The following is a 23985-nucleotide window of genomic DNA, read 5'->3' as shown; positions in this document are numbered from 1 at the left end:
GAAATCATTTGGCCCTGGAATCTCCCTCAAACGTTTTGTGAATTAAGTGTGATCCTCGCTATGGTCAGTCGATCCAGGGTTTTACGATTGACTGAGACACCGATTCCCGGTCCTTCCGGGACTTTAATCGATCCATGGTTGACCATAATCCCGGGTTCGATAATATCTTCACTCCAGTATCGTGAGGATGGGGAAAGGTCACCGGGCAGTGTGAAATTGCTGAGTGCGGCGAGCGCCATATTGTGTGCCTTGGCGATGCCGAATTCAATCATGCCCCCGCACCAGACCGGGACATTCTGTGATCGGCACAGATTATGGATCCGCACAGCTTCGGTCCAGCCGCCGACACGTGCCATCTTAACAGTGATCACGCGGCAGCTGCCCAGTGCGAGTGCCGACCGGGCGTCGTCGCTGGTCCGGATGCTTTCATCAAGACAGACCGGCGTAGCCAGGACACGCTGAAGCTGCGCATGATCGACCAGATCCGTTTCACCGAGCGGCTGTTCGATCATCTGCAGGCGGTAGGCGTCGAGCCCTTTCAAGTGGTCCAGATCATCGAGGGTATAAGCCGAATTTGCATCGGCCATCAGCGGAAGTTCCGGGTATCGGCTTCGGATTGCGTCGAGGAGCTTCCGGTCATTGTGACGGGAGATTTTTATTTTGAAGCGTTTATAGCCGGCAGGAAGAAGCTGTTCGATCATTGCCAGTGCCTGATCGGGTCCTTCCGCGGCGATGACCGCTCCCGCATCAACATGTTTCCGTGTTGCCCCGAACAACTTACCGATAGTGCATCCTTTTTCCCGGGCATATAAATCCCAGATTGCCTGGCTCAGTCCGGCCTTGGCCGTCCGGTTGCCGCGGACCGGACGGGTAAGCGTGTCAAGTGCGGCTGCGCCATGCAGATCGTGATCCAGAACACGCGGAAGCAGAAAATCGCGCAGCGCCTTCCAGCACGTGTCAATCGTCTCCCCTGCATACCATGGACTGGAAAAAGGATCCGCTTCGCCAAATCCCGTCCGGCCGTCACGGTCTGTCGCTTCAATAATGATCGCCTGCCGTTTCCGGACGGTTTCGAGATGCGTGATAAACGGTGCTTTAAGCGGCGCTTCAATCAACCGCAGTGTGAAACCGGCCAGTTGCATGACGGGGCAACTCCTTTCATACCTTCGGAAGTTCGTTCGTGTCCAGGAGAAAATGATGAACGGCCCGGATAAATTCGGCAGGCTGTTCAAGATGGGTATTGTGCCCGGCGTTCGGAATGACCGTCCACGCCGCATACTGCAGCTGCTTCTCCATCTCCGCGGCGATGCGGCAGAATTTTGCATCCTCCTTGCCTGTAATCAGAAGCACAGGCCGGGTGAAACGATGCAGCTGATCCCACCAGGACGGCTGGGAACCGGTGCCCATCCCCCTCAGACTGCAGGCCAAACCTTGAACAGAATTTGCCAGCCGCCCGTCTCTGACGCTTTGTCTTCTGTCGGCAGGCAGCTTTTTCTGCGTCTGAAACAGTGGGATATTTTCCCAGAAATCGACAAACGGGTGTATCCCTTCAATCCGGATTTTTTCTGCCAGTTTCCCGTCGTGCAACCGCCGATCTTCACGTTCCTGACGGGTCCGGAGCCCGGGCGACGCACTTTCGAGCATCAGCCGGCCGACGCATTCCGGATGCAGCATGGCGAAGCTGAGCGCGAGCCGACCGCCCATCGAATAGCCAAGGACATCCGTTCTGGCCAGGTGAAGCTGCCCGATCAGATCCCGGAGATCCCGTGCTGTTTCCTCCATGGTGTACCGCTGAGGATCTGCCGGACTGCCGGATCTGCCGTGTCCGATAATATCGACCCCGATCAGCTGAACATGCTTTTCCATTGATGATTTCAGAAACCGCCAGGCGTTAAGACTCCCGGTAAAGCCATGCAAAAGAAGCAGCGGCTTTCCTGTGCCGCTGATTTCGATATGATAGGGAACGCCGCGCAGATTTTTAATCATTCGTTTCATCTCCACGAAAACCGGCAAGAGCATCGCCGATCTGTTGCCTGAGGCGGCGGTGTCCGGCCACATTTTCACTGCGGCTCACCGGGACCTCAATAATCTTGAGACCGGAGCGATGAAAAGCGTGCTTTAGCGCCTGTTCAAAACCGGCAAGCTCAGTGACTTCAGAATAATCTGCGCCATACAGTGCGGCGGCATGGGCAAAATCAAGGCCATGCGGTGTACCGAACAGTGCTTCAAAATATTTCTTCTCCGAAGCCTGCGGAAGGAACGAGAAAATGCCGCCGCCGTCATTATTCATCAGAATGATCGTCAGATCCGCGTGATGCTGCCTGGCGGCAAGCAGTCCGTTCATGTCATGAAAGAAACTCAGATCACCGATGACAAGAACCGTGTGCTTCTTTACAAGGCTGACACCGACAGCTGTCGACACGACCCCGTCGATTCCGTTCACGCCACGGTTTGCGTAGACCGCCGGGAACGAATGATCTCCGGTTAAAAAAGTATCCAGTTCACGGATCGGCATACTGTTGCCGGCAAATAAATGCGCGTCAGCCGGCAGCAAGTCCTGCAGGCAGGCAAAAACCTGCATTTCATCAAGCAGCGGCCGATGGCGCACATCGGCAAGCGCATTCGCGGTCTCGCCGCTGACACGCTGCCACCGGCCGATCCATTCGCGGTCATTTTGTCTCGGCAGCCGGTCTGCCAGCGTGCGGCAAAGCCAGGCTTCATCGCAATAGATCATTTTCCGGGCTGTTCCTTCCGGATCCCGCCAGCCATCGCCGCCGTCGACCACAAACTGCGGGCAAGTCTGCCCTTTCAGCCAGAGCTTCAGTCCTTTTGACACCGGAACGGCACCGAAGTGCAGAATTAATTCCGGATGAAAAGACGCTGCTGTGTGCTCTGCTCTGAGAAACGTGTCATAGCTCCAGATCACGGTAGCACCTGCATCTGGACGCCGCAGGCCGGACAGCGGATCGGCGAGCAGCGGAAAGCCCAGTCTTTCCGCCAGCCGGAGCAGTTCTGCACCGGCATCGGCCGCTTCCAGTTCACCGCAAATAATCAGGCCCTTCTTGATGCCTTTCAAGCCGGCCGCCAGTACCTCGACCTCCGTCCCGGGCAATGTCCTGACCCCCGCTGTGACACGAACTGCTGCTGAATCAAACCGGTTCTCTGGCCAAGGTTCCGGAATCTGCGGAACAAGCGGCTCACGCAGCGGAAAATTAAGATGAACCGGCCCGTACGGCCGTGTAACGGCAAGTGCGACGGCACGCGCGCAAATCAGCCGGTCATGCCGGATCATCGTTAGGTCCTGTTCGGGAATGTCTATCTCCGATGCACTTTTAACATAATTCCCGTACATACCTGCCTGCTGAATCGTCTGCGGTGCGCCCACGTGCAGCAATTCGTGCGGGCGGTCTGCGGTCATCACGATCAGCGGGACACGGGCATAGAAAGCTTCGACTACGGCCGGATAATAATTGGCCGTTGCCGTTCCGGAGGTGCAGACAAGCGCCACCGGCCGCCTCTCTGCCTTGGCCATTCCGAGTGCCAGAAACCCGGCAGAACGCTCATCAATATCGAGATAAATATGTATTTCCGGACAGGCAGCCAGCAGAAGCGCGAGGGGTGTTGACCGTGATCCGGGACTGAGCACAACTTTTCTGACGCCGCCGGCCACGAGTTCATCGATGACCGCGGTAAGATAAGCCGTCATCACCTTACTGTGCTCCATCTGTATCGACCCCCAGTCCGTTCAGCATCGGCCTGAACTTTGTCTTCGTTTCTTTATATTCCTGTTCCGGAACGGATGCCTCGAGAATGCCGCACCCGGCAAATAATACCGCCTGATGACCCTGAACCAGTCCGGAGCGGATGCCGACTGAGAAATCCCCATTTCCGTGCCTGTCGCACCAGCCGACCGGTGCACCATAGATCCCGCGGCTGAACGGCTCGTTTTCACTAATCCATCGTACCGCGCGGTCGCGCGGCAGACCGCCCAGAGCCGGCGTGGGATGCAGCTGTTCAACAAAATGGAGAACGGACAAATTGTCGCCGGATCTGCCGCTGACTGGAGTAAATAAATGTTGAATGTCGCGGTTTTTCATCAGAACCGGGTGATCCGGAACCGTCAGCGAACGGCACAGCTTGCCGAGCGCTTGCCGGATCATCGTCACGACGTACTGATGCTCGCGGCGATTTTTCGCATCATGTAAAAGACGGTCTCCCAGCAAATCGTCCGCTTCTTTTGTCTGTCCGCGCGCAGCCGATCCGGCCAGACACATCGATTCAATCATCGAATCCTGTTTCCGGACAAGACGCTCAGGAGAAGCACCGATAAAATAATCCCCCGATGCCTCCAGACAATAGATAAAATCTCCTGCCTGCTGTGCTTTCAGCCTGCGGAGAACGGCTGCTGCATCCGGGTGGCCGTTAAAGTGCAGCCGGAGCGTTCTTGCCAGGACCACCTTATCCATTTGTTTTGCCTTCAGCGCGGCGACGGCCCGGTTGACGAGCGTCAGCCACTCATCCGGCGCCTGCTGATCTGCCTGCAGCAATTCCGGTCTCTGTTCCACTGCCCGGCCGGACGGCATTTGCTGCACGTCTTCAGCCTGCTGCTTCATCATGCGGACGAGCTGTTCCAAAGACTCACCCGGCTGATGCAGGGCATTCACCGACAGGAAAGTCTGCCCATGATTTACGGTCAGCATCAGTCTGGGAAGAAGAAAAAGTCCGTTCACAAAATGGCCCCAGAGTCTATCCGTCTCTTTTCCCGGAGTAAACGAAAAACCGCCGAAGAGAATCGGACCGGTTCCCGGCAAACTGGCATCTCCGTACTGAACCGCCTGTTCGGTTAACTGCGACCATTGCTTCTGGACACGGAGCATCCTGTCCCGCCCGGATCCGGCGTGAATCACAGCCGCCGCACCAATGCCGGTAAGTGTTAAATCCCCCGACGGGCTTTGCCAGTAGAAACGTTTTCCTGCTGCCAATGGCTGACCCGTCTGATAAAAAATCAGCGGATCCATCTCTTCAACTCCGATGGTCAGGCTGATCAGCCTTTCTTCTGAATTTTTCCTGCCGGAACCATTTATTTTCAGACATGTTGTCTCATATTCTGTATCCATGATCATCACCCTGAGTTTCCACTTGTCCTTTAATTGTGCCTTTTTAAGGGTAATGCTTTCTTTCCGTTATTGTCAAAACATAGGTGAGTCCGAACGGCATTCCGGCGGACCGCTCTAATTCCGGATTTTTCCCGTATGATGGAACAGGAACCTAAATGCGTCCATTGGGACAGCTGGAGGTCGGTGCCTTTGAAACCAGTCCGTCACATCCGATCAACAGAAAACGCCGTTCTCTGTTTTTTTGTACTGTACCTCGTTTTCAGTTTGCCGGTCGCTGTAATCACGCAGCGGATGATCAATCTGATGATGATCTGGAACTGTTTTCTGGCCTTGTTGCCGCTGGTTTTCGCCTGGCAGTTCCGGCCGCCGTCTGCCGGTTCATGGCGATATAACCTGCCGCTGGGGATGCTCTGGCTGCTCTTCTTCCCCAATGCGCCCTATATGATTACCGATTTTGCACACCTGTCGGCGGTTTCATTCTTTACGGATGCTGCGTCCGGAGCGCGCGTTGTGATGACTGAAAATCCGGCCGCCTGGCTGAGCCTGATCCAGATTGGTATCGGTGTCCTCTTCGGCAACTTGTCGGGATTGCTCTCCATGGCACTTATTCACGACCACCTGACGCGCCGGCTGGGCACTAAGCATGCCCATCTGGCCATCTTCCTGATCTGTCTGATCAGCGGCTATGCCATGTTTATCGGCCGATTTCTGCGCTTTAACTCCTGGGATATCATTCACCCGTCCCGCCTGCTCACACAGCTGGCGTCACATGTTAATCTGTACGCAATCGGCTATTCGCTGCTGTTTGCCGTCTATATTCTACTCAGTTACTGGCTTTTCCTGACGTTCACCGATCTTGGCAGCCATCATGGAACCCGTTTCAGATCCTGACGAGCGCTCCCCGGGCCGAAATTTACTTAACTGCTGCTGCAGCCGTCGCATAGAGCAGATTTGCAAACACTTTGGCGCCCGACGGATTCAAATGAATCATATCCGGGGCAAAGAATTCGCTGTGGCCGGTGCTGGCGGCATACCAGTCGGCAAGATGAACATTTTTGAACGTGGACGCAGCCTTCTTCATCGTCTGATTCACCTGATCCTCCCAGGGCCGTGGTACACGCGTCGTTGTGACAATGATTTGCACTTCGGAACCGATCTGATGAACCAGTGCGGCCATTTGTCCGGAGGTTACCGGACCATTGGTTCCCAGTTCAATAATCACGGCCGATCCGAGCGTACCATTTTGTTTCATCTGGCTGACAATGGCTGGTGCCTGCTCAATGTGCCGGCCGACCTGTGCATTGACGGTGATCTGTTTAAATGATTTATTCAGATAGGGCTGGACATCAACCATAATCGAGTCGCCGATCGCCGATATCTTTTTCTGAGCCAGCGTGCTTTTTGGCTGTCCGCCGGCTGAAGGTGCTTTTGCCGGCTGCGACTTTTTCGCTGCCGGGCCCGATGTATTTTTCACGGCGGTTTTGGTTGCGGCGCGATGACGGCTCGTGCCCGCCGGTTTTTTTATTGCCCGATTTCCAGAATCGCTTTTATTCGATTTACTGTCCTTGCTGTCCGTCGGTGCCTGGATAGATGAACCGGCGATGCTCTTGCGCACCATCTGAACATTGGCCGCCTTCGCTCCCTGGGCCCTTACCTGTGCCAGGGCGCTGACGCCGGAGACGACCAGAAACAGCAGGGAACCGGTCAGAATAATGATCCGCCAGCGGGCTGGCCTGGGTTTCCGGAACACATTTTTCCGGAAAAAGCGTCCGACAGCGCCGGAGCGGAACGGATTTTCCACAAGCTCCAGAGACAGCGTTGAGACAACAATGATCAGGACGATTTCAACGATGTATCTGGCCAGCCGCGGCACACCGGCATCAAAATTATTCAGCGACAGCATGATGATCGGATATTGCCACAGATACATGCCATAGGAACGCAGGCCGATCCAGCGCAGCGGAAAACAGCCCAGTATCTTGCCGAACCATGTTGACGGATGTGCTGCAGCTGCGATGACAACCGCGGTAGCCAGTGACAGCACGAACATTCCCCACTGGTACACGAAGCCGTCATACTCATTCGATAAGGCGATCATCGTCACCACCACAGCAAAAGCGAGAACTCCGGATGCCTCAAGCAAAAGACGCTGTATCCTGGTCAGCGTCATCTGCGTGAATTTGCGGCTCGGCAGAATCATGGCCAGTGCCGCACCAATCAGGAGTGAAAAGGCCCGGGTATCTGTCCCGTAATAAATTCTGCTCGGGTCTTCTCCCGGCTGATAAAGCACAGCCATCCACACCGCGGAAAGTATCGCCGCCCCAATTGTCAGGATAGCCAGAAAGCGGCGCACTCTCGGATGACGCAGCGCAAAGATCATGAGCAGCGGCCAGAATAAATAAAACTGCTCTTCAACACCCAGCGACCAGAAATGCGTCAGTAAAGAAGGATTGGCATAGCTCTCGAAATAGGACAGATGATGGACGATATACCACCAGTTGCTAACATAAAAAATTGCCGCCAGTGCGTCCAGGCGGAACGACGCCAGCATGGACGGACGGAAGAAGATCAGCCAGAACAGCAGCAGGATCAGCGTCAGATAAAGCGCAGGAAACAGCCGCCGCGCACGACGCAGCCAGAAGACTTTCAGGCTGATCGTTCCCCGCTCCTGCCACTCTGAAATCAGTATATCGGTGATCAGATAGCCTGACAGAACAAAGAAGATACTGACACCGAGCAGACCTCCGCCCGCCCATGGAAATCCCAGATGAAAAAAGATCACCGCAAATACGGCGACCGCCCGCAGTCCATCCAGACCAGGCATATACCGGCGGTGCTTCTCGCGCAGCCATTCCTCCCTTCTTCCGCTTCCTCCATCCGTTTGTTGTTGTTCCTGATTCATATGTATTGATTCCTGATTTTCCATTTCAGAATTGATGTTCTTGTGTGTCATTTATTTCCCGAACCCTCTCCGACATAGTCAGCCTGACACCGGCACACAGGTAACCGATTCCGTTTCATCGATTCGTCTCAAACAGCACCCGTCATTTTACTGAATGAACGGATGCCGCTGCTATAAAGATGAAACTGTCTGAACGAACGATAATGCTGTGGTGACACAAGCCTCTTTATTAAGATAACACGATCCGCAAGTCAGTCAATGTTACAATCTGTAAAAACATTCTTTTTCGCTTAATGTTGGCAAAAAGAAATTGAACTGTTACATCTGTTACATAAGTTTAGCGATAGAAAAACAGCTGCTCCCGACGTTCCGCCCGCCGGTCCATCCGGTCATACACCTGAAACACCATTCATATAGATAAAAAGATGCATGCTCAAATTCCAGCGGATGAAGGTGAACACCAACATGTCCTGCATCAACGGGGAAACGTATTTAAACCGGATTGATCAGCTCCATAATCAAGTCTGGATCAACGGCACTAAAATAACAGGCAGGCTCTCGGAACATCCGGCGTTTTCCGGCGCAATGAAGAGTCAGGCGGCCTTGTATGATCTGCAGCATGACCCGGCTTACCGGAAAGTTCTCACGTTTCAGCCTGCAAACCATTCCGGGAGTGCCGGCACAGCTTACCTGCAGCCGAAGACTCGAAGAGATCTGGCCCGGCGCCGGAAAGCGTTCCAGGTCTGGGCGCGTTATTCTGCCGGGATGATGGGCCGGTCGCCGGATTATATGAACACCGTGGTGATGAACTTCGCCGCCTGTGCCGAATTGTTCGGCAATACGCGCTACAGTACGAACATGCGCCACTTTTATGACTATTGCATCGACAACGACATTTCGCTGACCCACACATTCATCCAGCCCCAGGTCAACCGTTCGTCGGTATATCTGGAAAGCAGTGACGAGCCGGTTGCCGCACGGGTCATTGACCGGAACAGCGAAGGGATCATCATTCACGGTGCCCGGCTGCTGGCGACGCAGGGCGGGATGACCGACGAGGTGCTCGTCTTCCCATCCGGAAACTTTCACTTTGATGAAGCATATGCCTATGCTTTTTCGATCCCTGCAAATACACCGGGACTGAAATTCATCTGCCGGGAGGCTTTTTCAGACGGAAGCGTTCCGTTTGACCATCCGCTTAGTTCGCGCTTTGAAGAAGTAGATTCGATCGTCCTGTTTGATCACGTACTCGTCCCCTGGGATCGCGTCTTCCTCTGCGGAGATACAGACATCGCCTCAAGGCTGTATAAAGACAGCGGTTTTCTCCCGCAGCAGGTCCATCAGGTAACCGCACGAAACATTGTCAAGACGGAATTTGTCCTCGGTGTGGCCCAGTCGCTCGTCGATGCCATCAATGTCGGCGAGTATCAGCATATTCAGGGCAAGATTGCCGAGATCATCATTGGCCTCGAAACGATGAAAGCACTGCTGACAGCGTCCGAAGTGAATGCTTCCGTCGATCGCTGGGGAACGATGACGCCTGACCGCAAACCGCTGATGGCGGCCATGAGCTATTTTCCGAAAATCTATCCCCGCTTCATCGAAATCATCCAGCTGATCGGTGCCAGCGGCCTGGTCTCGATTCCAAGGGCTGCGGATTTCAATATGGAAAACGGAGCCGAGCTCAGGAAATATCTTCAGTCCGCCGATCGCGACGGCTATGAAAAAGTCAGACTGTTCCGGCTGGCCTGGGATCTGTCTCTGAGCGGATTTGCCGGCCGGCAGGTACTTTATGAGCGATTCTTCTTTGGTGACCCGGTCCGGCTGGATTCCGGGCTGTACAACGACTATGATCGTTCAGCGTTCACCAGGCAGATCAAAGATTTTCTCAACCGTGCCGACTGATCCGGTCCGCGCCTGGACTTCCATCGGATGCTCGATGAATAAACCCGGCCGGTAATGGGCAAGAAAATAGAATAGAGACCGGGAAAGGGCGATGGTTCAATGGCGAGTGTTCTTGAAGTGGCAGTCCGGACCATTTCGGCTTTTGTATTGTTTATTCTCATCGCCCATCTGATCGGCAAACAGGCGATTTCCCAGATGACGTATCATGATTTTATCGCGTCGATCACCCTCGGATCAATTGCCGGCAATCTGACCTTCAATACCTCGATCCGCTTCAGCAATTTTCTTGTGTCGGCGCTGCTTTTCAGTGCCATCATTCTGCTGACGACTTATCTGTCGCTGAAAAGCCGAAAAGCCAGAGCCGTCTTCAGCGGTGAACCGACTGTGGTCATCGAAAGCGGAAAGATCCTTGAAAAGAATTTGAAAAAACTGCGGATGACACTGGATTCACTCAATCAGTCGCTTAGAGAGAAAAGTGTCTTTGACATCAGCCAGGTCGATTTTGCCGTGATCGAAGCCGACGGAGAACTTTCCCTTTTAAAAAAGCCGCCCTATCAGAACGTCACGCGAAAGGACCTAAACATTCCCGCCCTTGCTTCATCCTCTTTTCCTGTTGAACTCATCATGGACGGGCAGCTGATCGAGAAAAATCTGGAACAGAATCAGCTGACCCGAAACTGGCTTGATCAGGAAATAAAACGACGCGGACTCGAGCTTGCCGATATCGTTTATTGCGTTCGCGGTACCGACCGCCGGTTGTACTTTGACCGGGGGAAGGACGGCCTTGCCGCACCGGTCGACTCAGAAGCTTGAGCTTTATTCATCCCGCAGTCCGGCGAACTGATCATCGATGTTTTTCATTGAAAAGCGCTGTATTTTGACATAGACGTCCTGCCTGAGGTCCATGGCAAAATTTTGGGAAACCGTTACGGAAAGCAAATTCCGCATGCAGGCGCAAATAGCGCCGCCAAGCGGAATCAGCAGCGCGCCAGGGAAGAGCCAGATAATAAATCTCTGCCGAAATGAGGACAAGGAATCCGATAGGGTCATTATATTCTATTCCCGAGCAGTTCGAAACCGAGAAGCGCCATTTCGATACAATAGCGCCGCTCCGGCTCAAAGAAATCCTTGCCGAGCAGCTGACTTATCTTTTCAAGCCGGTTGTACAAGGTCTGCCGGTGAATATAGAGTTTTCCGGCCGTTTCGCCCTTGGACCCCATGCATCTGAAGTACTCGGCCAGCGTCCGGATCAGGTTGAGATGATGGGTCCGGTCATGCTCAATAAGCGTACCGATCTGATCATCGACAAATGATTGAAGCAGCGGTTTGGGAACAGCCTGCAGCAGCTGAAAGATGCCGGCCTGATCATAGAAACAGCATCCTTGCATGGAGGGGACGGACTGCGCGATTTCGATCACCTGATAGGCTTCTTTAAAGCTCTTCCATGTTTCAAGAAGACGGGGTCTCACCCTTCCGAAACCCGCGTGAAAATGGAGCCCGTTCAGTGCCCGTTCCGTAAACTTCCGGATTGCTGAAATGACCTGGACAATACTGCCCCGCAGACGACGCTCCGATTCCGCATCGGAGACTTCTTTTGCGCAGAGCAGGTAAATCTGATTATTTTTCATCATCATGAGATGATGTACCTGAAAACGGCTCAGCTGCGTCCGGATCAGAACGGAAATATCCTGGTTCATCGTTTCCATCCGTTCCGGTCCGACTTCGAGCACGTTGTGTGCCAGTTCGATCATTCCGCCGATAAACAGATAGCGGTTTTCATCCGGTGACGGCAGACCCATCCTCATCTGGGCCTGTTCCTCGCTGTCGATCTGCCGGCTGAGGATATCCTGTATCAGGAGATTCTGGTTCCTCAGAATTTTCTCCTCGAGAAACTGTGTCCGCAGCAGCACGGTCGCAATAGCCTTCGATGTATAGTCCACCAGCAGTTTGACGTACTCTGACGGGTGGGGCCGGTGAAGGAAGAAGCCGATATAAGAGAACACCTGGCCGAAGCAGATCACCGGCTGGATCAATAAAAAACCGGCATCATCCATCCTCCAGACAGTAACTTCTTCGATCTGATCAAAATTTTTCAATTTGCGGTGGCAGAACCGGTTGATTCGCTCCGCTTCTGCCCGCGGCAGTTCCGGATAAAACCTATTTGACTTAATTGCCGACAGATAGACGATCTGCCCTTCGGCGTAATGCTGCAGCAGTTCGAGCATCGCCGGGATGTCTGTGCTTTGCAGGATCAGCTGCTGCTGTTTCTGGGAAAACTCCTCCAGCTGCTTCATCACCCCGAAATGCCGGTTGATCAAAAACGAATGGATATCCTGAGTGATCGCTTCAAACCGGACCGGCTGGCGGAACAGAATCAGCGGAAAATCATGATCATTGCAAAGTCTGATGATGGCTTCCGGAATTTCATCGATCGTTGTGCCGAATTCGATGCAAAGGCCGGCTGTTTCATGGTCGATAATCTGACGCATAAACTCCAGTCCGGACGCTGCGGAACGCTTCAGCCATAATCCGGTCGTCAGAATCAGGTCATTTTTGCTGACATAGGGTGCTGCATTGATAATTTCGAGAATATGTACCCAGCGCACCTCGCGATAGCCGCCATTCTCTCCGGCAATCAGCCGTGCCCGCTGAAAAATCGGACGCTTCATCATATCTCTGATACAGAAGGATATTTCTTCAGCCAACGGGTAACGCATCCCCTTAATCTCTATCATCTAATGTTATACTATCTTCCATTTATCTGAAATGTCAAACATTTATGTCATTTTAATTGACATTTTGTCTGATGCAATCATGTCTGGCACTCATTATCATAGTAAATGAAGTAGCCGATCACCGATCGTTCCAGATTTGATGAACGTACGACGGCTGACCGGCTGAAGCACATAAAATGGGAGGAATAGAGATATGATCATCGGGATACCCAAAGAACTGAAGAACAATGAGCGGCGCGTCGCAATCACGCCGGCAGGCACTTTCCATCTTGTTCATGAAGGTCACACGGTCTATGTTGAGACAAAAGCAGGTGCCGGCGCCGGATTCTCGGATCAGGATTATCAGGATGCAGGCGCAGAAATCACTACAGCCGAACAGGCCTGGTCTGCGGAAATGGTCATCAAAGTCAAGGAACCCGAACCTGAGGAATATCATTTCTTCCGTCCCGGGCTGATTCTTTTCACGTACCTCCATCTGGCACCGGCTGTCGGCGCGGCACTGACCAAAGCACTGGTCGACAACAAAGTCGTTTCGATCGCCTATGAAACCGTTCAGCGTGCAGATCATGTTCTCCCTCTGCTTCAGCCGATGAGCGAAGTCGCCGGGCGAATGGCTGTTCAGATCGGTGCCCAGTATCTTGAAAAATTCAGTGACGGTGCCGGCAAGGGCATTCTGCTCGGCGGTGTGCCCGGCGTTTCACGCGGCAAAGTCACGATTATCGGCGGCGGCATTGTCGGCACGAATGCAGCAAAAATCGCTGTCGGCCTCGGTGCAGATGTGACGATTCTGGATATCAGTGCCGACCGGCTGCGCGATCTTGACGATATTTTCGGCACATCGCTGAATACCCTGATGTCCAACCCATACAACATCGCATCTGCGGTTAAGGATGCCGATCTGGTTGTCGGGTGTGTCCTGATCCCCGGTGCAAAAGCACCAAAACTCGTTACGGAAGAGATGGTTGCCTCGATGCCGGCAAACTCCGTGATTGTCGATGTGGCAATCGACCAGGGCGGCATCGTGGAAACGTCAGATCACAGCACCACTCATGATGACCCGACGTACATCAAGCATGGTGTGATCCATTATGCGGTCGCCAACATGCCTGGCGCTGTGCCGAGAACCTCGACTCTGGCCCTGACGAATGTAACGATCCCTTATGCGGCAAAGATTGCCGGAAAAGGTTATGCCAAGGCCTGCCTTGAAGATGAGGCCCTGCTTAAAGGATTGAACACACTGGACGGCTATGTCACCTTTAAAGCCGTCGCCGACGCCCATGGTGTCGCTTATAAAGATGCCCATGATCTGCTGGCCGCTGAGGCAAATGTTTAATCCGGTTTAATACAGATCATCATTTCAAAAAAACGAATCCCCGGCCGAAACTGCAGGGGGTTCGTTTTTTTATGATATAGTTAACATAATTATATTTCTGTAAAATCAATCAGATCACGCGTCATTGAGCCGAAGAAGATTAAGTAAGGCATTTATTGAATCTGATTCAGCCATGTTGCGAAACAGGCATCCGACGGCATCCGCCAGTCGCCACGCGGTGAAAGACTGACCGTGCCGACTTTCGGCCCGTCAGGCGTCGCTGAGCGTTTAAACTGCTGCGTGAAAAAGCGTCGAATAAATTTTTGGAGCCATTTCCGGATCGCTGCTTCATCATACTTCCCGGCGAATGCCTGTTGTGCCAGGAACAGAATCCTTTCCGGTTCGAACTCGCTGCGAACAAAGTAATACAGGAAGAAGTCGTGCAGCTCATACGGTCCGACAATATCCTCCGTTTTCTGGGTGATTTCGCCTTCGCTGCCCTTCGGAAGGAGTTCCGGTGTGACCGGCGTATCAAGAATATCCAGCAGAATTTCCGACGTCTGATGATCCGTTTTCTTTTCAGCGACATAGCGGACCAGATAGCGGACCAATGTTTTCGGCACTGAGCAGTTCACGGCATACATCGACATATGATCTCCGTTATACGTACTCCAGCCCAGCGCCATTTCGGATAAATCGCCGGTGCCGATCACCAGCCCGCCGTGCTTGTTGGCCAGATCCATCAGAATCTGGGTCCGCTCTCTGGCCTGAACATTCTCATAGGTTACATCATGGATTTTCGGATCGTGGCCGATATCTTTAAAATGCTGCAGACAGGCGGCAACAATGTTGACTTCATGGAAATCTGTCCCAAGCTCTTTACAGAGCGCGACAGCATTATGATAGGTGCGGTCCGTTGTCCCGAAACCGGGCAGCGTGACGGTCATGATCTTTTTCCGCGGCAGATGAATCAGATCAAACGTTTTCGCAATGACCAGAAGTGCCAGTGTGGAGTCCAGACCGCCGGAGATGCCGATGACGGCCCGTTTCATTCCTGTATGCTCCAGACGCTTCGCCAGCGCAGCTGTCTGGATGCTGAAAATTTCCCGGCAGCGGGATTCGCGCACGTGTTCATCCGACGGGACGAACGGATGCGGATCCACAGGCCGGTCAAAAGTGCCGACATTCATCGCTGCATAAACAAATGCAATCTTTCTTGCCTGCCAGGGCACAATCGATCTGGCTTCGCGAAAACTGATGTTTTTGATCCGCTGCAGGTTCAGCCGGTCAATGTCAACGATCGACGAGATCACCTGGCTGGTTCTCTGGAAACGATCATTGGCTGCGAGCATCTGCCCGTTTTCGGCGATCAGCAGTTCACCGCCGAATACAACATCTGTCGACGACTCACCGATGCCTGTTCCGGAATAGAGATAAGCCGACATGCATTTGGCACTCTGTGAACGGACCAGTTCCCGGCGGTAATCCGATTTACTGACCACTTCGTTCGAAGCCGAAAGATTGCCGATCAGATTAGCCCCCGCAAGGCAGAGATGGCTGCTGGGCGGCACAACGCTCCACAGGTCTTCGCAGATTTCAAAGCCGAACTGAGCGGCTCCGCTTTGAAACAAGAGATCGACGCCGAAGGGAATAGCCTTCTGACCCGCCAGATCAACGGTTGCACCGATTACTTTCCTGCCTGAAGAAAACCAGCGCTGTTCATAAAACTCTTCATAGTTCGGTATGTAGCTTTTGGGTACGATCCCCAGAATTTTACCGTTAAAAAGAATATAGGCACAGTTATACACAGCCGTATTCATATTCAGCGGGGCACCAACCGCGATCAAAATGTCTTTTCCCAGAGAATAATCGCGGAGCGCCGCGACGGCGTCTTCCGATTGGTTAAGCAGACGCTGCTGAAGAAACAGATCCCCGCAGGTATACGATGTGACAGACAGCTCCGGGAAGACGACCAGCGCGGCATGGACACTCACCGCCTGGTCGATACACGATTTGATCTCTTTTAGATTAAAAGCAACATCCGCAACCCGCGTGAGCGGACAGGCAGACGCCACACGAATAAAATTCAAGCCTTTCACAGTACCGATCTCCATTCGTCGTCACTTCTCCTTTGAACGGAATCCTTCCATTTTCGCATTTTCTCATTCTTTACAAAAAAAGCCCCTCTAATCCCAGAGAGACTTATCTTCCGTTTATCTACAAAAAACGTATATTCATCATAATTTCTACGGCAAACTTTGTCAATGAACGGGTCATTGAACCCCAGGCTGGAGCCAGAGCTGCTTCCGGTCTGCATCAAGCAGGCAGTCTGACCCAAGCGGAACAGAAAAACTGGGTTCGCAGTGGCCGATCAGGAAACCGCCGAGTGCCGGCTTCTGAAGCGGTAACAGGTAGCTCCTGATCACTTCCTCAATCGAGGGGCCGTCTTCCGGTTCGTCATCCGGATCCAGCTTGAAATTCCCAACGATAAATCCTGCCGCTCGGTGCAGTTTTCCGGCAAGACGAAGCTGGTTCAACATGCTGTCGACACGATAAGGTTTCTCCCCGATGTCCTCAATCAACAGGACTTTATTTTTTGTATCGATTTCAAAAGGGGTACCGAGCGAACTGACTAAAAGAGACAGGTTGCCGCCGACCAGCATACCGCTCACCGAACCGCCGCAGATCACACTGAGCGGCGAGACGTGCTGATCGTAACGGAGAATTTCCGGCTGAAATAACTGAGAAAAGAGCTGTCTGGACAATGAAGGAACGTGCTCCCCGCCCAGATCCGATGCCAGCATCGGCCCGTGAAAAGTAACCAGGCCGGCCTGCTGCCGAATCGCCGTATGAAGATAGGTAATATCACTGTAACCCCAGAAGATTTTCGGATGACTGCGGATCAACTCATAATCGATACGGTCAGCAAACCGGGCGCTGCCGTAACCCCCTCTCGAACAGATAATCGCGCGGATCGAATCATCGGCGAACATCGTATGCAGATCTTCAACCCGTTCATCATCAGTTCCTGCAAGGTAACCGTCGCTCCGCTCTGCGGCACGCCCGCAGACAACGGAAAACCCGAGTCCGGTCAGCCATTCCGCAGCCCGTCTCAGTTTCTCCGGATCAGGCGGACCGGCCGGACTGATCACGCCGATTTTATCACCTTCGCGCAAATGTGCCGGAAAAATCATCACTGTAAGCCCCTTATCCAGTTAGAATCAAGATATGCTATCTTTTACCATTATAGCAAAAACGCTCTGTTCTCGTGAGACCGCCCGATTATTCTTTGACGACAGCCCGAACCTGGCTGTCGTTGGCGCACCAATAACTTTCCTTATAAAATACTTTATCGATGCGGCAGCCTGCACCGATCACGACTTTACTGCCATGCACTGTTTGCACTTCTGTATCTTCCAGAAAAAGTTCATCCCCTTCGATCGTATCCACAGTCAGTCCCGCTCCCCGAATCTTTCCGAACAGCTGCACCATCCATCCGGTCACAATTCCGCGATGGACGTTCAGCCTGCTGCAGCCGATTTCATGGATTGCCGACGAGCCGCCGCCCAGCTTGATAGCAATCCGGTCCGCACTGCACAGGCCGGCAACGGACAGCTTGCCTTCAACGGTTAATTCCTCAGTTTCGATGTCCCCGTCAATGCTTAACTGTCCATAGGAACGGGCGGATTCTCCGTGAAGACTGCCCTTAATCGTCAGCCGGCCGTTCACCTCGCATTCCGCAACCGTTACATCCTTTTCAATCCTCGAGGTGCCGTTAATCGTCAGCGAATCGGCCTTGACGTCCCCGTCGACCACGCCTGAGCCGCTGATCTGCAAGGTCCCGGTATCCACATCACCCATAATTTTTCCACTGCCGCTTATATCCATCGTTGCGCAGGAGATATTCCCCTGCACTTTACCGCTGCCGCTGATCACTGCCTTCCGATAAATCCCGCCCGGAGTGATTCCGGAACCAGCAATCGACAAATCGGCCAGCGGTTTTTTGTCCGGATCGGTCACTTCAGTCGCCTCCCTCTGCCCTTCCTGAATTGTGCTTTGCGAGAACCTTGATCACCTTGCCCACTTCCGTATTCTTTCCTTCGCTGTATTTGTCCGTGTATTCTACCTTGTTGATCTTGCAACCGACACCAATGGACACATGTGCCCCCCGGACGATCCGTGCCGTTGTGTATTCAAGATCAAGATCATCCCCTTCGATCGTGTCTGCCTGGAAATTGACCACCGGCACATTGTTGAAGAGTGAGTGTTTCCGTCTGATCCTTAACTTTGACGTACCGATTTCATGAATATAATTATCGGCATCGAAGCGCAGAAGGATATCCACTGAGGAACAATTCAGCAAGCCGTCGACAAAAATGCCGCCGTGCATATCCAGCTTTTCCAGGTTCACATTCCCCCTTGAGCGCATCATGCCGCGAACACGAATCTGATTCCCGTTGATGTCTTTCTCACAATTTAATTCGCCGTAAATGGAACCATTTCGAACATAACATTGTTCTTTTACATGAACCTGACCGATCAGCCGTATTTCCGCTGCTTTCAGCGACCCGGCGATTTCCGTCTCACCCATGTTATGAAAAAAGCCGCAGTTCAGATTCCCGTCAATCGTGCATTCACCCATCAGTTTGCAGTTCTTTGCCCGGACGTCGCCCTGTATTTTACATTCACCCATGACGCGCATCTTATCAAATTTCCCACCGCTGGCGGAGGTTTCTCCCATGATTTTCAGATTTTTCCCCTTTTTGTCAGACATCAGGCAAATCCTCCTTATGTATGCTCCCGTTAAGCTTTGCTGCCAGCTTCTCAGCGTAAGGCTGGAGCTGCAGCTGCGCCACAATATGCGTCTTACGGTCAAAATAAAGTTCAGTATCGTCCAGCACGATAAAAAAAGCCGGTACGCCCATTTTCCGAATAAAATAGAGACAGCTGTTCCGATCGAAATGATCGGGACCATGTGTGCTGAGAACCTGAAGCAGCTCCTCACTTTCTCCTGCATTCATCCTTCCGTCGCTCAGCAATAGGTCGAGAACCGACAGGGCCAGCAGCTGCGGAAAATGAAGGGACCGGCCGTCATGGCCCGCTTTCAGGAAATAGCTTACGGAAGAAGCGGAAACGATATGCCGGGCTACGGCTTCATCCGCAGACAGTGTGACCCGCTTCATCGTCAATGGTGAAAAACGGTCTGCCAGTTCATCAAGCGACAGCTTATCTTTCAACGCAGTAATCTGGTCCACCCGGTTCAGAATCTTCTCTTTCGGAAAAAAGGTTTCCTGACCGGTATAGGTCGCTTTTCTGATGAACCAGCTTTCAGGAATCAGTTTTTTGCGTTTCCAGCGGTAGAGCTGGCCGTATGAAATCCCTGTTTTCTCAAGCAGCTGTTTTTTCGTAATTAATTCGTCGTCCGTACGAATCACCTCCCAAGCAGCAATTGTTTACATCTTTAATATAACATAACATTGTTACATCAATAAAGCCTGTCACAGCATTATTTCGTTATTTTGCATGAATTGTTCCCAATCCGGCAAACTAAGTCTGCATCAGCTGATGGAGACGGTGTCAAGACTCGCTTGAAACGAAAGGATCCTGAACATGTCACGACGTTACCCCTTCTCACTGAGCTGTCTGGGCCTTTCACAGCTCTCCCGGTCCAATCCCCTCGTGATCGCCTGGTGGTCGGCCGCTTTTCCCGGATACGGACATATGCTGATCAACATGCATATCAAAGGCAATATCCTCATTCTTTTTGAGGTCATTATCAATCTTAATGCCCATCTGAACCAGGCAACTGCTTATTCCTTTTCCGGTCAATTCGAACTGGCAAAAGAGGTGCTGAATTCACGCTGGGCACTGATTTATATACCTTTTTACTTTTTCTGCATCTTCGACAGCTATCGTTCTGCAAAAGACATCAATCAGCTGTGCCTGCTTACGGAGCAGACGCCGGTCATCCGGCCGATTTTCGAGATGAAGTCATATAGCCTGTCCTACCTGGACAAACGTTCCCCGCGCATTGCCATGCTCTGGTCGCTGTTTCTTCCCGGTACCGGAGAACTCTATTGCCAGCGCACAATCACAGCGCTGTCGCTGATGATCTGGACTTTGGTGATCACGTATTTTTCCCACAGTATGGAAAGCCTTCAATGGTTGCTGACCGGTAATATCGATGTGTCGAAAAGGGTCCTCGATATGGAATGGCTGCTGTTCATTCCTTCATTGCACTTCGGTGCGGCTTATGACGCATACCGGGGAACACTGAATCATAATCATTTTTTCGTCAGAGAGCAGAAGGATTACCTGCGCCGCAAGTGGCCGGTCAAGCGCGCACATCCCCTTTTCCCGGAAAATGGATGGAATGGAGAATCAAATTGATCGAGATATTAAGTATTTTTAAACATACTTTGAAGGTCGAAGTGATACTCGGTGCGTTGCTCCATGCGGGCATTGAAAGAAAGGACATTACAGCCGTCTCACTGGAACGGCCGGGTCCTGATGCCGCTCTGTCTTCAGCCGGGCCGTCTGAGAGTGAGCGAGAAGCCAGACTGGAACTGCCTTTTATCCTTGCCACGGCATGGGCGGTAATCGGCGCAGGTGTCGGTTACCGGCTTTACTTCGGGCCGGTGATCTGGGGTATCGGTGCGAGTATTGCGGGCTTCCTGTCCGGATATTTAATCAGCTGTATCTTTCAATTCCTTAAGAAAGGTAAAAAAATAAAGCAGTCCGAACCTGGCGTTGTCCTGATCATCCATTGCAGGGAAGATCAGCGTCAGCGTATCGAACAGCTTCTGTCTGAGAATGAGGTTCTTGGCCTTACGGTCTTTCAGTATTGAGGCCGGGACTGTGGATTATTCAGAAACCCGCCGCTTTTTTCTGGCATTGTTTACAGTAACCGTAGACTTCGAATTTATGGCCGGTCACTTTAAAGTCGGGATCAAGCTGCGACAGATCCTGCATCGGACACACCTCAATGGTTCTGGTCTTGCCGCAGCCCAGACAAATCAGATGATGGTGATGCTCTTCGGTTGTGCAGCGAAACTGGAAAACCCGTTCCCCCTCCAGTTCCGTTTCCTCGAGGATCAGCAATTTCTTGAACAGCGACAGATTGCGATAAATCGTATCAAAACTCAGCCCCGGGTAGTCGTCTTTCATCGCTGTCTGAATTTCCTTTGCTGACAAATATCCGTGTTTCTTCTCAAACAAGTCCAGCATATCTTCCCGTTTATCCGTATGTTTAAACCCCCTGGATTTCAGGAGCAGTAAAGCTTCATCTTTATTCAAATGGAAACACCTCTGATTGCTTGCCAATAACTGATGAACTTTCTAATATACCTACAGCATAGCAACTTTTCCAGAAAAAAAACAGGAAAAGCGAAAGTTTTCACCAAAAAGGGAACTTCTCTTCGCCGAAAAGTTCCCTGATGCCATAAGCATACGATTCACCAAAAGAAAAATCCGAGTGCCACAATGGCTGCAATCGATGCCAGAGCAATAGGAAATCCCCGGCCCCAGCCCCAGACAAACAGTCCTGGATGATCAAAGTCAGAATTTCCCCCCTGCATCTGCAAATAAGCATGCCGGTCATCAACGTGTGTCAGAATCCCGCGGTGAACCGATCCATCGTGACAGCGAATTTCAACGGACTGATTCAACAACTTCCGGCATTCCCCGTAAATTTGATCATAGCCCAACGGCGCATCCTCCTCACTGCCTGAGTCTCTCATACACTATGTCGACAGAGGATACAATGAGGCGGCTGCAGCCCTGAGAATGACAAAGTCAGGCAACCGGACTATTTTCTTAGTTCATTAGCCAGCCCATGACGAGCATGAACAATGGTCTGTGCCAGTAAGTTCATCACATGCTCATCCTCTTCACTGTAAAATACCGTCCTGCCGCTTCGGCGCGACTTCACGAGATGGAGTTTTTTCAGAAAACTCAGCTGATGGGACACCGCGGATTGTTGAAGATCCAGTAAACGGGCAATCTCGGTCACCGAACATTCACTCTGGGATAGCAGATGAAGTATCCGGATGCGTGAAGGATCGGAAACGGCTTTGAATATACTGGAAACCGCGGCCAGTGTCTGTTCGTCCAGCTTCCGGATGCGTCTTTCGCCCATCTGTCAGCGCCCCTTTTCACAAAGATTTCCCTCATTGAGGATCAGTGTTCACCGGCAACCTCAGCAAGAATTCACTCTTCATGCACCGTTTTTTCTCTGGAGGACCAGTCCTCGATGTCCCAGACTCTGTTCACCCAGCGCGTGTAAAAACTCTGTTCATGGCTGACAACGACTACTGTTCCTTCATAGTTCTCAAGTGCTTCACTCAGAGCAGCCTTCGCATCAACATCCAGATGGTTGGTAGGCTCGTCGAAAATCAGCACATTGCTTTTCTGCAGCATGAGCCTTCCGATCCGGACCTTTGTTTCTTCACCGCCGCTCAGCGTACGCATCGGCTGACGCATATGCTCCGCGTAGACACCGCATTGGGCGAGATGACGACGGAGCACCTGCTCTTCAAGAGTCGGAAACTGATCCTTCATCCATTCCAGCGGGGTCTCGGCAGGCGGGCTGGAAAGCTGCGAAAAGTAAGCAGGCTGAACTCGGTCACCGGTGATGACTCTGCCCGCAAGCGGTGAGAGTTCACCCAGCAGGGTCCGCAAAAAAGTTGTTTTACCGATTCCGTTGTGCCCGACTATGGCAATCTTCTCACCACGGATGATTTTGAAATCAATGGGCGGAAGTAATGGCGTGTCGTAACCGACACACAGATGCTCCGCTGTGAACAGACTGCGTACCGGCTCATGATCGACATGAAAATGGAATGACGGTTTGCGGACCGATTCCGGCGGATCCAATCGTTCGATCTTACTCAGCACTTTTTCCCGGCTCTTCGCCTGACGGGCGGTCGCCGTGCGCACCTTATTTTTCTGAATATAGGTTTCAAGTTTCTTAATTTCCCGCTGCTGCTGGCGGAAGGCTATTTCCTGCTGCTCAACGCGGGCTTCATGCTGGCTGAGGAAGGATTGGTAGTTGCCAATATAACGGACCAGCTCGTGATTTTCCAGATGGTAGACAAAACCGGAGATTTTGTTCAGAAACCCGGTATCATGCGACACGACAATAAAGGCGTGCGGATAATTCTTCAGATACTCAGTCAGCCAGACAATATGTGCCGTATCCAGATAATTCGTCGGTTCATCAAGCAGCAACATCTCCGGCGCTTCCAGAAGTAATTTGGCCAGACACAATTTTGTCAGCTGGCCGCCGCTCATCCGGTCTGTCGTAGTGTCCATGCCGATCGCGGAAAGCCCGAGCCCGTCGGCCATCTCGCTGATCCGGGCATCAATGGTATAAAAATTATTTGCGATCAGCCGATCTTGAAGTTCACCATATTCTTCAAGGCACGCCTGATCGGCATCAGGACGGCCCATTTTCTCAGCAAGTGCATTCATCCGCTGCTCCGCGTCCAATAGCGGCTGAAAAGCGCTCTTCATAAACGAATAAATCGTCTGATCGCGGTCGAAATGCAAATGCTGTTCGATAACGCCGACATGCAGGTCCCGCTTCTTTTCAATGCTGCCGCCGTCAGGGAGCAGCATACCGGTCAGCAGTTTCAGAAAGGTTGATTTTCCGGCCCCGTTCTTACCGACAAGGGCAATGTGCTCCCCCTCCATAAGCCGGAAATTCATATCTTTATAAATCAGTTTATCACCATAGGAAAATGACAGATCTTTAGCTTCAATTAACAGCAAAATACTTTCTCCTCTCATGCCTGCTGTTGACATCGGTAAACCGAAAAGCGTATCGCCCCGGCCCGACCACAAAAAAAGAACAGAGTTCAGATGCTCCGTTCTTGTATGATCTTCAGAATGATTAATGCATCAAAACGGAAGACAGCGCTGATCCGTTATCTGTCCGACCGGCCTCTTCCCTGATAAAATGATAAAAGCCCTCAGTCAGGCCAGTCCTCTTCGCATTCGAAATATATTTTTTAT

Annotated in this window: 22 protein-coding genes; 6 read left to right on the top strand and 16 right to left on the bottom strand. The window is 52.1% G+C overall.

All coding sequences use genetic code 11. The features are described 5' to 3' along the window. Positions 1–26: 26 nt before the first annotated feature. The 4 genes from menC to D889_RS0104585 are packed head-to-tail and all read right to left on the bottom strand — an operon-like array spanning position 27 to position 5117. Positions 27–1142, bottom strand: a complete 1116-nt coding sequence (gene menC, locus D889_RS0104600; protein WP_010631221.1) for an o-succinylbenzoate synthase — start codon at positions 1140–1142, stop codon at positions 27–29. Positions 1143–1158: 16 nt separating this feature from the next. Further along, positions 1159–1986 carry a 2-succinyl-6-hydroxy-2,4-cyclohexadiene-1-carboxylate synthase gene (gene menH, locus D889_RS0104595; protein WP_010631222.1) on the bottom strand — a complete coding sequence of 276 codons (828 nt, stop codon included), beginning with the start codon at positions 1984–1986 and terminating at the stop codon, positions 1159–1161. Continuing rightward, positions 1979–3724 (bottom strand): 2-succinyl-5-enolpyruvyl-6-hydroxy-3-cyclohexene-1-carboxylic-acid synthase, encoded by a 1746-nt coding sequence (menD, locus tag D889_RS0104590; protein WP_010631223.1) that lies wholly within the window; start codon positions 3722–3724, stop codon positions 1979–1981. Before menD ends, menH begins: the two co-directional genes overlap by 8 nt. After that, a complete protein-coding gene (locus D889_RS0104585) occupies positions 3711–5117 on the bottom strand; it encodes an isochorismate synthase (RefSeq protein ID WP_158511565.1) in 1407 nt (468 codons plus the stop codon). Before D889_RS0104585 ends, menD begins: the two co-directional genes overlap by 14 nt. A 189-nt stretch (positions 5118–5306) precedes the next feature. Here D889_RS0104585 and D889_RS0104580 point away from each other — a divergent pair, with 189 nt between their 5' ends. Then, positions 5307–6008 (top strand): DUF1361 domain-containing protein, encoded by a 702-nt coding sequence (locus tag D889_RS0104580; protein WP_010631225.1) that lies wholly within the window; start codon positions 5307–5309, stop codon positions 6006–6008. Positions 6009–6030: 22 nt separating this feature from the next. On the opposite strand, the gene D889_RS0104575 is transcribed toward D889_RS0104580, so the two are convergent. Further along, positions 6031–8070 (bottom strand): acyltransferase family protein, encoded by a 2040-nt coding sequence (locus D889_RS0104575; protein ID WP_010631226.1) that lies wholly within the window; start codon positions 8068–8070, stop codon positions 6031–6033. A 414-nt stretch (positions 8071–8484) separates the two neighbouring features. Between D889_RS0104575 and hpaB the strand changes: the two genes are divergently transcribed. Both hpaB and D889_RS0104565 read left to right on the top strand, forming a co-directional pair. Beyond that, complete coding sequence (hpaB, locus tag D889_RS0104570; protein ID WP_010631227.1) at positions 8485–9924, top strand: 4-hydroxyphenylacetate 3-monooxygenase, oxygenase component; 1440 nt, start codon at positions 8485–8487, stop codon at positions 9922–9924. 99 nt (positions 9925–10023) lie between these two features. Further along, positions 10024–10737 (top strand): DUF421 domain-containing protein, encoded by a 714-nt coding sequence (locus D889_RS0104565; RefSeq protein ID WP_010631228.1) that lies wholly within the window; start codon positions 10024–10026, stop codon positions 10735–10737. A 3-nt stretch (positions 10738–10740) separates the two neighbouring features. On the opposite strand, the gene D889_RS0104560 is transcribed toward D889_RS0104565, so the two are convergent. Together D889_RS0104560 and D889_RS0104555 are read right to left on the bottom strand one after the other, a co-directional pair. After that, entirely contained in the window at positions 10741–10974 is a 234-nt protein-coding gene (locus tag D889_RS0104560) for an ABC transporter ATP-binding protein (protein ID WP_010631229.1), read from the bottom strand. Then, positions 10974–12629 (bottom strand): PucR family transcriptional regulator, encoded by a 1656-nt coding sequence (locus D889_RS0104555; protein ID WP_010631230.1) that lies wholly within the window; start codon positions 12627–12629, stop codon positions 10974–10976. Before D889_RS0104555 ends, D889_RS0104560 begins: the two co-directional genes overlap by 1 nt. 223 nt (positions 12630–12852) lie before the next feature. On the opposite strand from D889_RS0104555, the gene ald reads away from it, so the two are divergent. Beyond that, positions 12853–13992, top strand: a complete 1140-nt coding sequence (ald, locus tag D889_RS0104550) for an alanine dehydrogenase (protein WP_010631231.1) — start codon at positions 12853–12855, stop codon at positions 13990–13992. 152 nt (positions 13993–14144) lie between these two features. Here ald and D889_RS0104545 read toward each other — a convergent pair whose 3' ends face one another. From D889_RS0104545 to D889_RS0104525, 5 genes are all read right to left on the bottom strand, one after another. Then, the gene (locus D889_RS0104545; protein WP_010631232.1) at positions 14145–16085 is read right to left on the bottom strand and encodes an NAD(+) synthase; all 1941 of its coding nucleotides are present in this window, start codon (positions 16083–16085) and stop codon (positions 14145–14147) included. A 159-nt stretch (positions 16086–16244) separates the two neighbouring features. Continuing rightward, on the bottom strand, positions 16245–17165 hold the full coding sequence (locus tag D889_RS0104540; RefSeq protein WP_010631233.1) for a S66 peptidase family protein: 921 nt from the start codon (positions 17163–17165) through the stop codon (positions 16245–16247). 88 nt (positions 17166–17253) lie between these two features. Continuing rightward, complete coding sequence (locus tag D889_RS0104535; protein WP_010631234.1) at positions 17254–17991, bottom strand: bactofilin family protein; 738 nt, start codon at positions 17989–17991, stop codon at positions 17254–17256. Position 17992: 1 nt separating this feature from the next. After that, complete coding sequence (locus D889_RS0104530; RefSeq protein WP_010631235.1) at positions 17993–18745, bottom strand: hypothetical protein; 753 nt, start codon at positions 18743–18745, stop codon at positions 17993–17995. Continuing rightward, positions 18738–19406: a DUF4004 family protein gene (locus D889_RS0104525; RefSeq protein ID WP_010631236.1), complete on the bottom strand. Its 669-nt coding sequence runs from the start codon at positions 19404–19406 to the stop codon at positions 18738–18740. Before D889_RS0104525 ends, D889_RS0104530 begins: the two co-directional genes overlap by 8 nt. A 175-nt stretch (positions 19407–19581) precedes the next feature. On the opposite strand from D889_RS0104525, the gene D889_RS0104520 reads away from it, so the two are divergent. Together D889_RS0104520 and D889_RS0104515 are read left to right on the top strand one after the other, a co-directional pair. Beyond that, positions 19582–20361, top strand: coding sequence for a hypothetical protein (locus tag D889_RS0104520; RefSeq protein ID WP_018962169.1), 780 nt, complete (start codon positions 19582–19584; stop codon positions 20359–20361). Then, positions 20358–20819: a hypothetical protein gene (locus tag D889_RS0104515; protein WP_010631238.1), complete on the top strand. Its 462-nt coding sequence runs from the start codon at positions 20358–20360 to the stop codon at positions 20817–20819. Before D889_RS0104520 ends, D889_RS0104515 begins: the two co-directional genes overlap by 4 nt. Before the next feature lie 19 nt (positions 20820–20838). On the opposite strand, the gene D889_RS0104510 is transcribed toward D889_RS0104515, so the two are convergent. From D889_RS0104510 to D889_RS0104495, 4 genes are all read right to left on the bottom strand, one after another. Continuing rightward, complete coding sequence (locus D889_RS0104510) at positions 20839–21267, bottom strand: Fur family transcriptional regulator (RefSeq protein WP_010631239.1); 429 nt, start codon at positions 21265–21267, stop codon at positions 20839–20841. A gap of 158 nt (positions 21268–21425) precedes the next feature. Further along, positions 21426–21677 carry a hypothetical protein gene (locus D889_RS0104505; RefSeq protein ID WP_010631240.1) on the bottom strand — a complete coding sequence of 84 codons (252 nt, stop codon included), beginning with the start codon at positions 21675–21677 and terminating at the stop codon, positions 21426–21428. 101 nt (positions 21678–21778) lie between these two features. Continuing rightward, positions 21779–22108 (bottom strand): ArsR/SmtB family transcription factor, encoded by a 330-nt coding sequence (locus tag D889_RS0104500; RefSeq protein ID WP_010631241.1) that lies wholly within the window; start codon positions 22106–22108, stop codon positions 21779–21781. A gap of 71 nt (positions 22109–22179) precedes the next feature. Beyond that, the gene (locus D889_RS0104495; protein ID WP_010631242.1) at positions 22180–23742 is read right to left on the bottom strand and encodes an ABC-F family ATP-binding cassette domain-containing protein; all 1563 of its coding nucleotides are present in this window, start codon (positions 23740–23742) and stop codon (positions 22180–22182) included. Positions 23743–23985 lie beyond the last annotated feature (243 nt).

The organism is Sporolactobacillus vineae DSM 21990 = SL153, from assembly GCF_000377985.1.
GTDB classification, from domain to species: domain Bacteria; phylum Bacillota; class Bacilli; order Bacillales; family Sporolactobacillaceae; genus Sporolactobacillus; species Sporolactobacillus vineae.
This window is presented reverse-complemented; position numbering and strand designations above follow the sequence as displayed.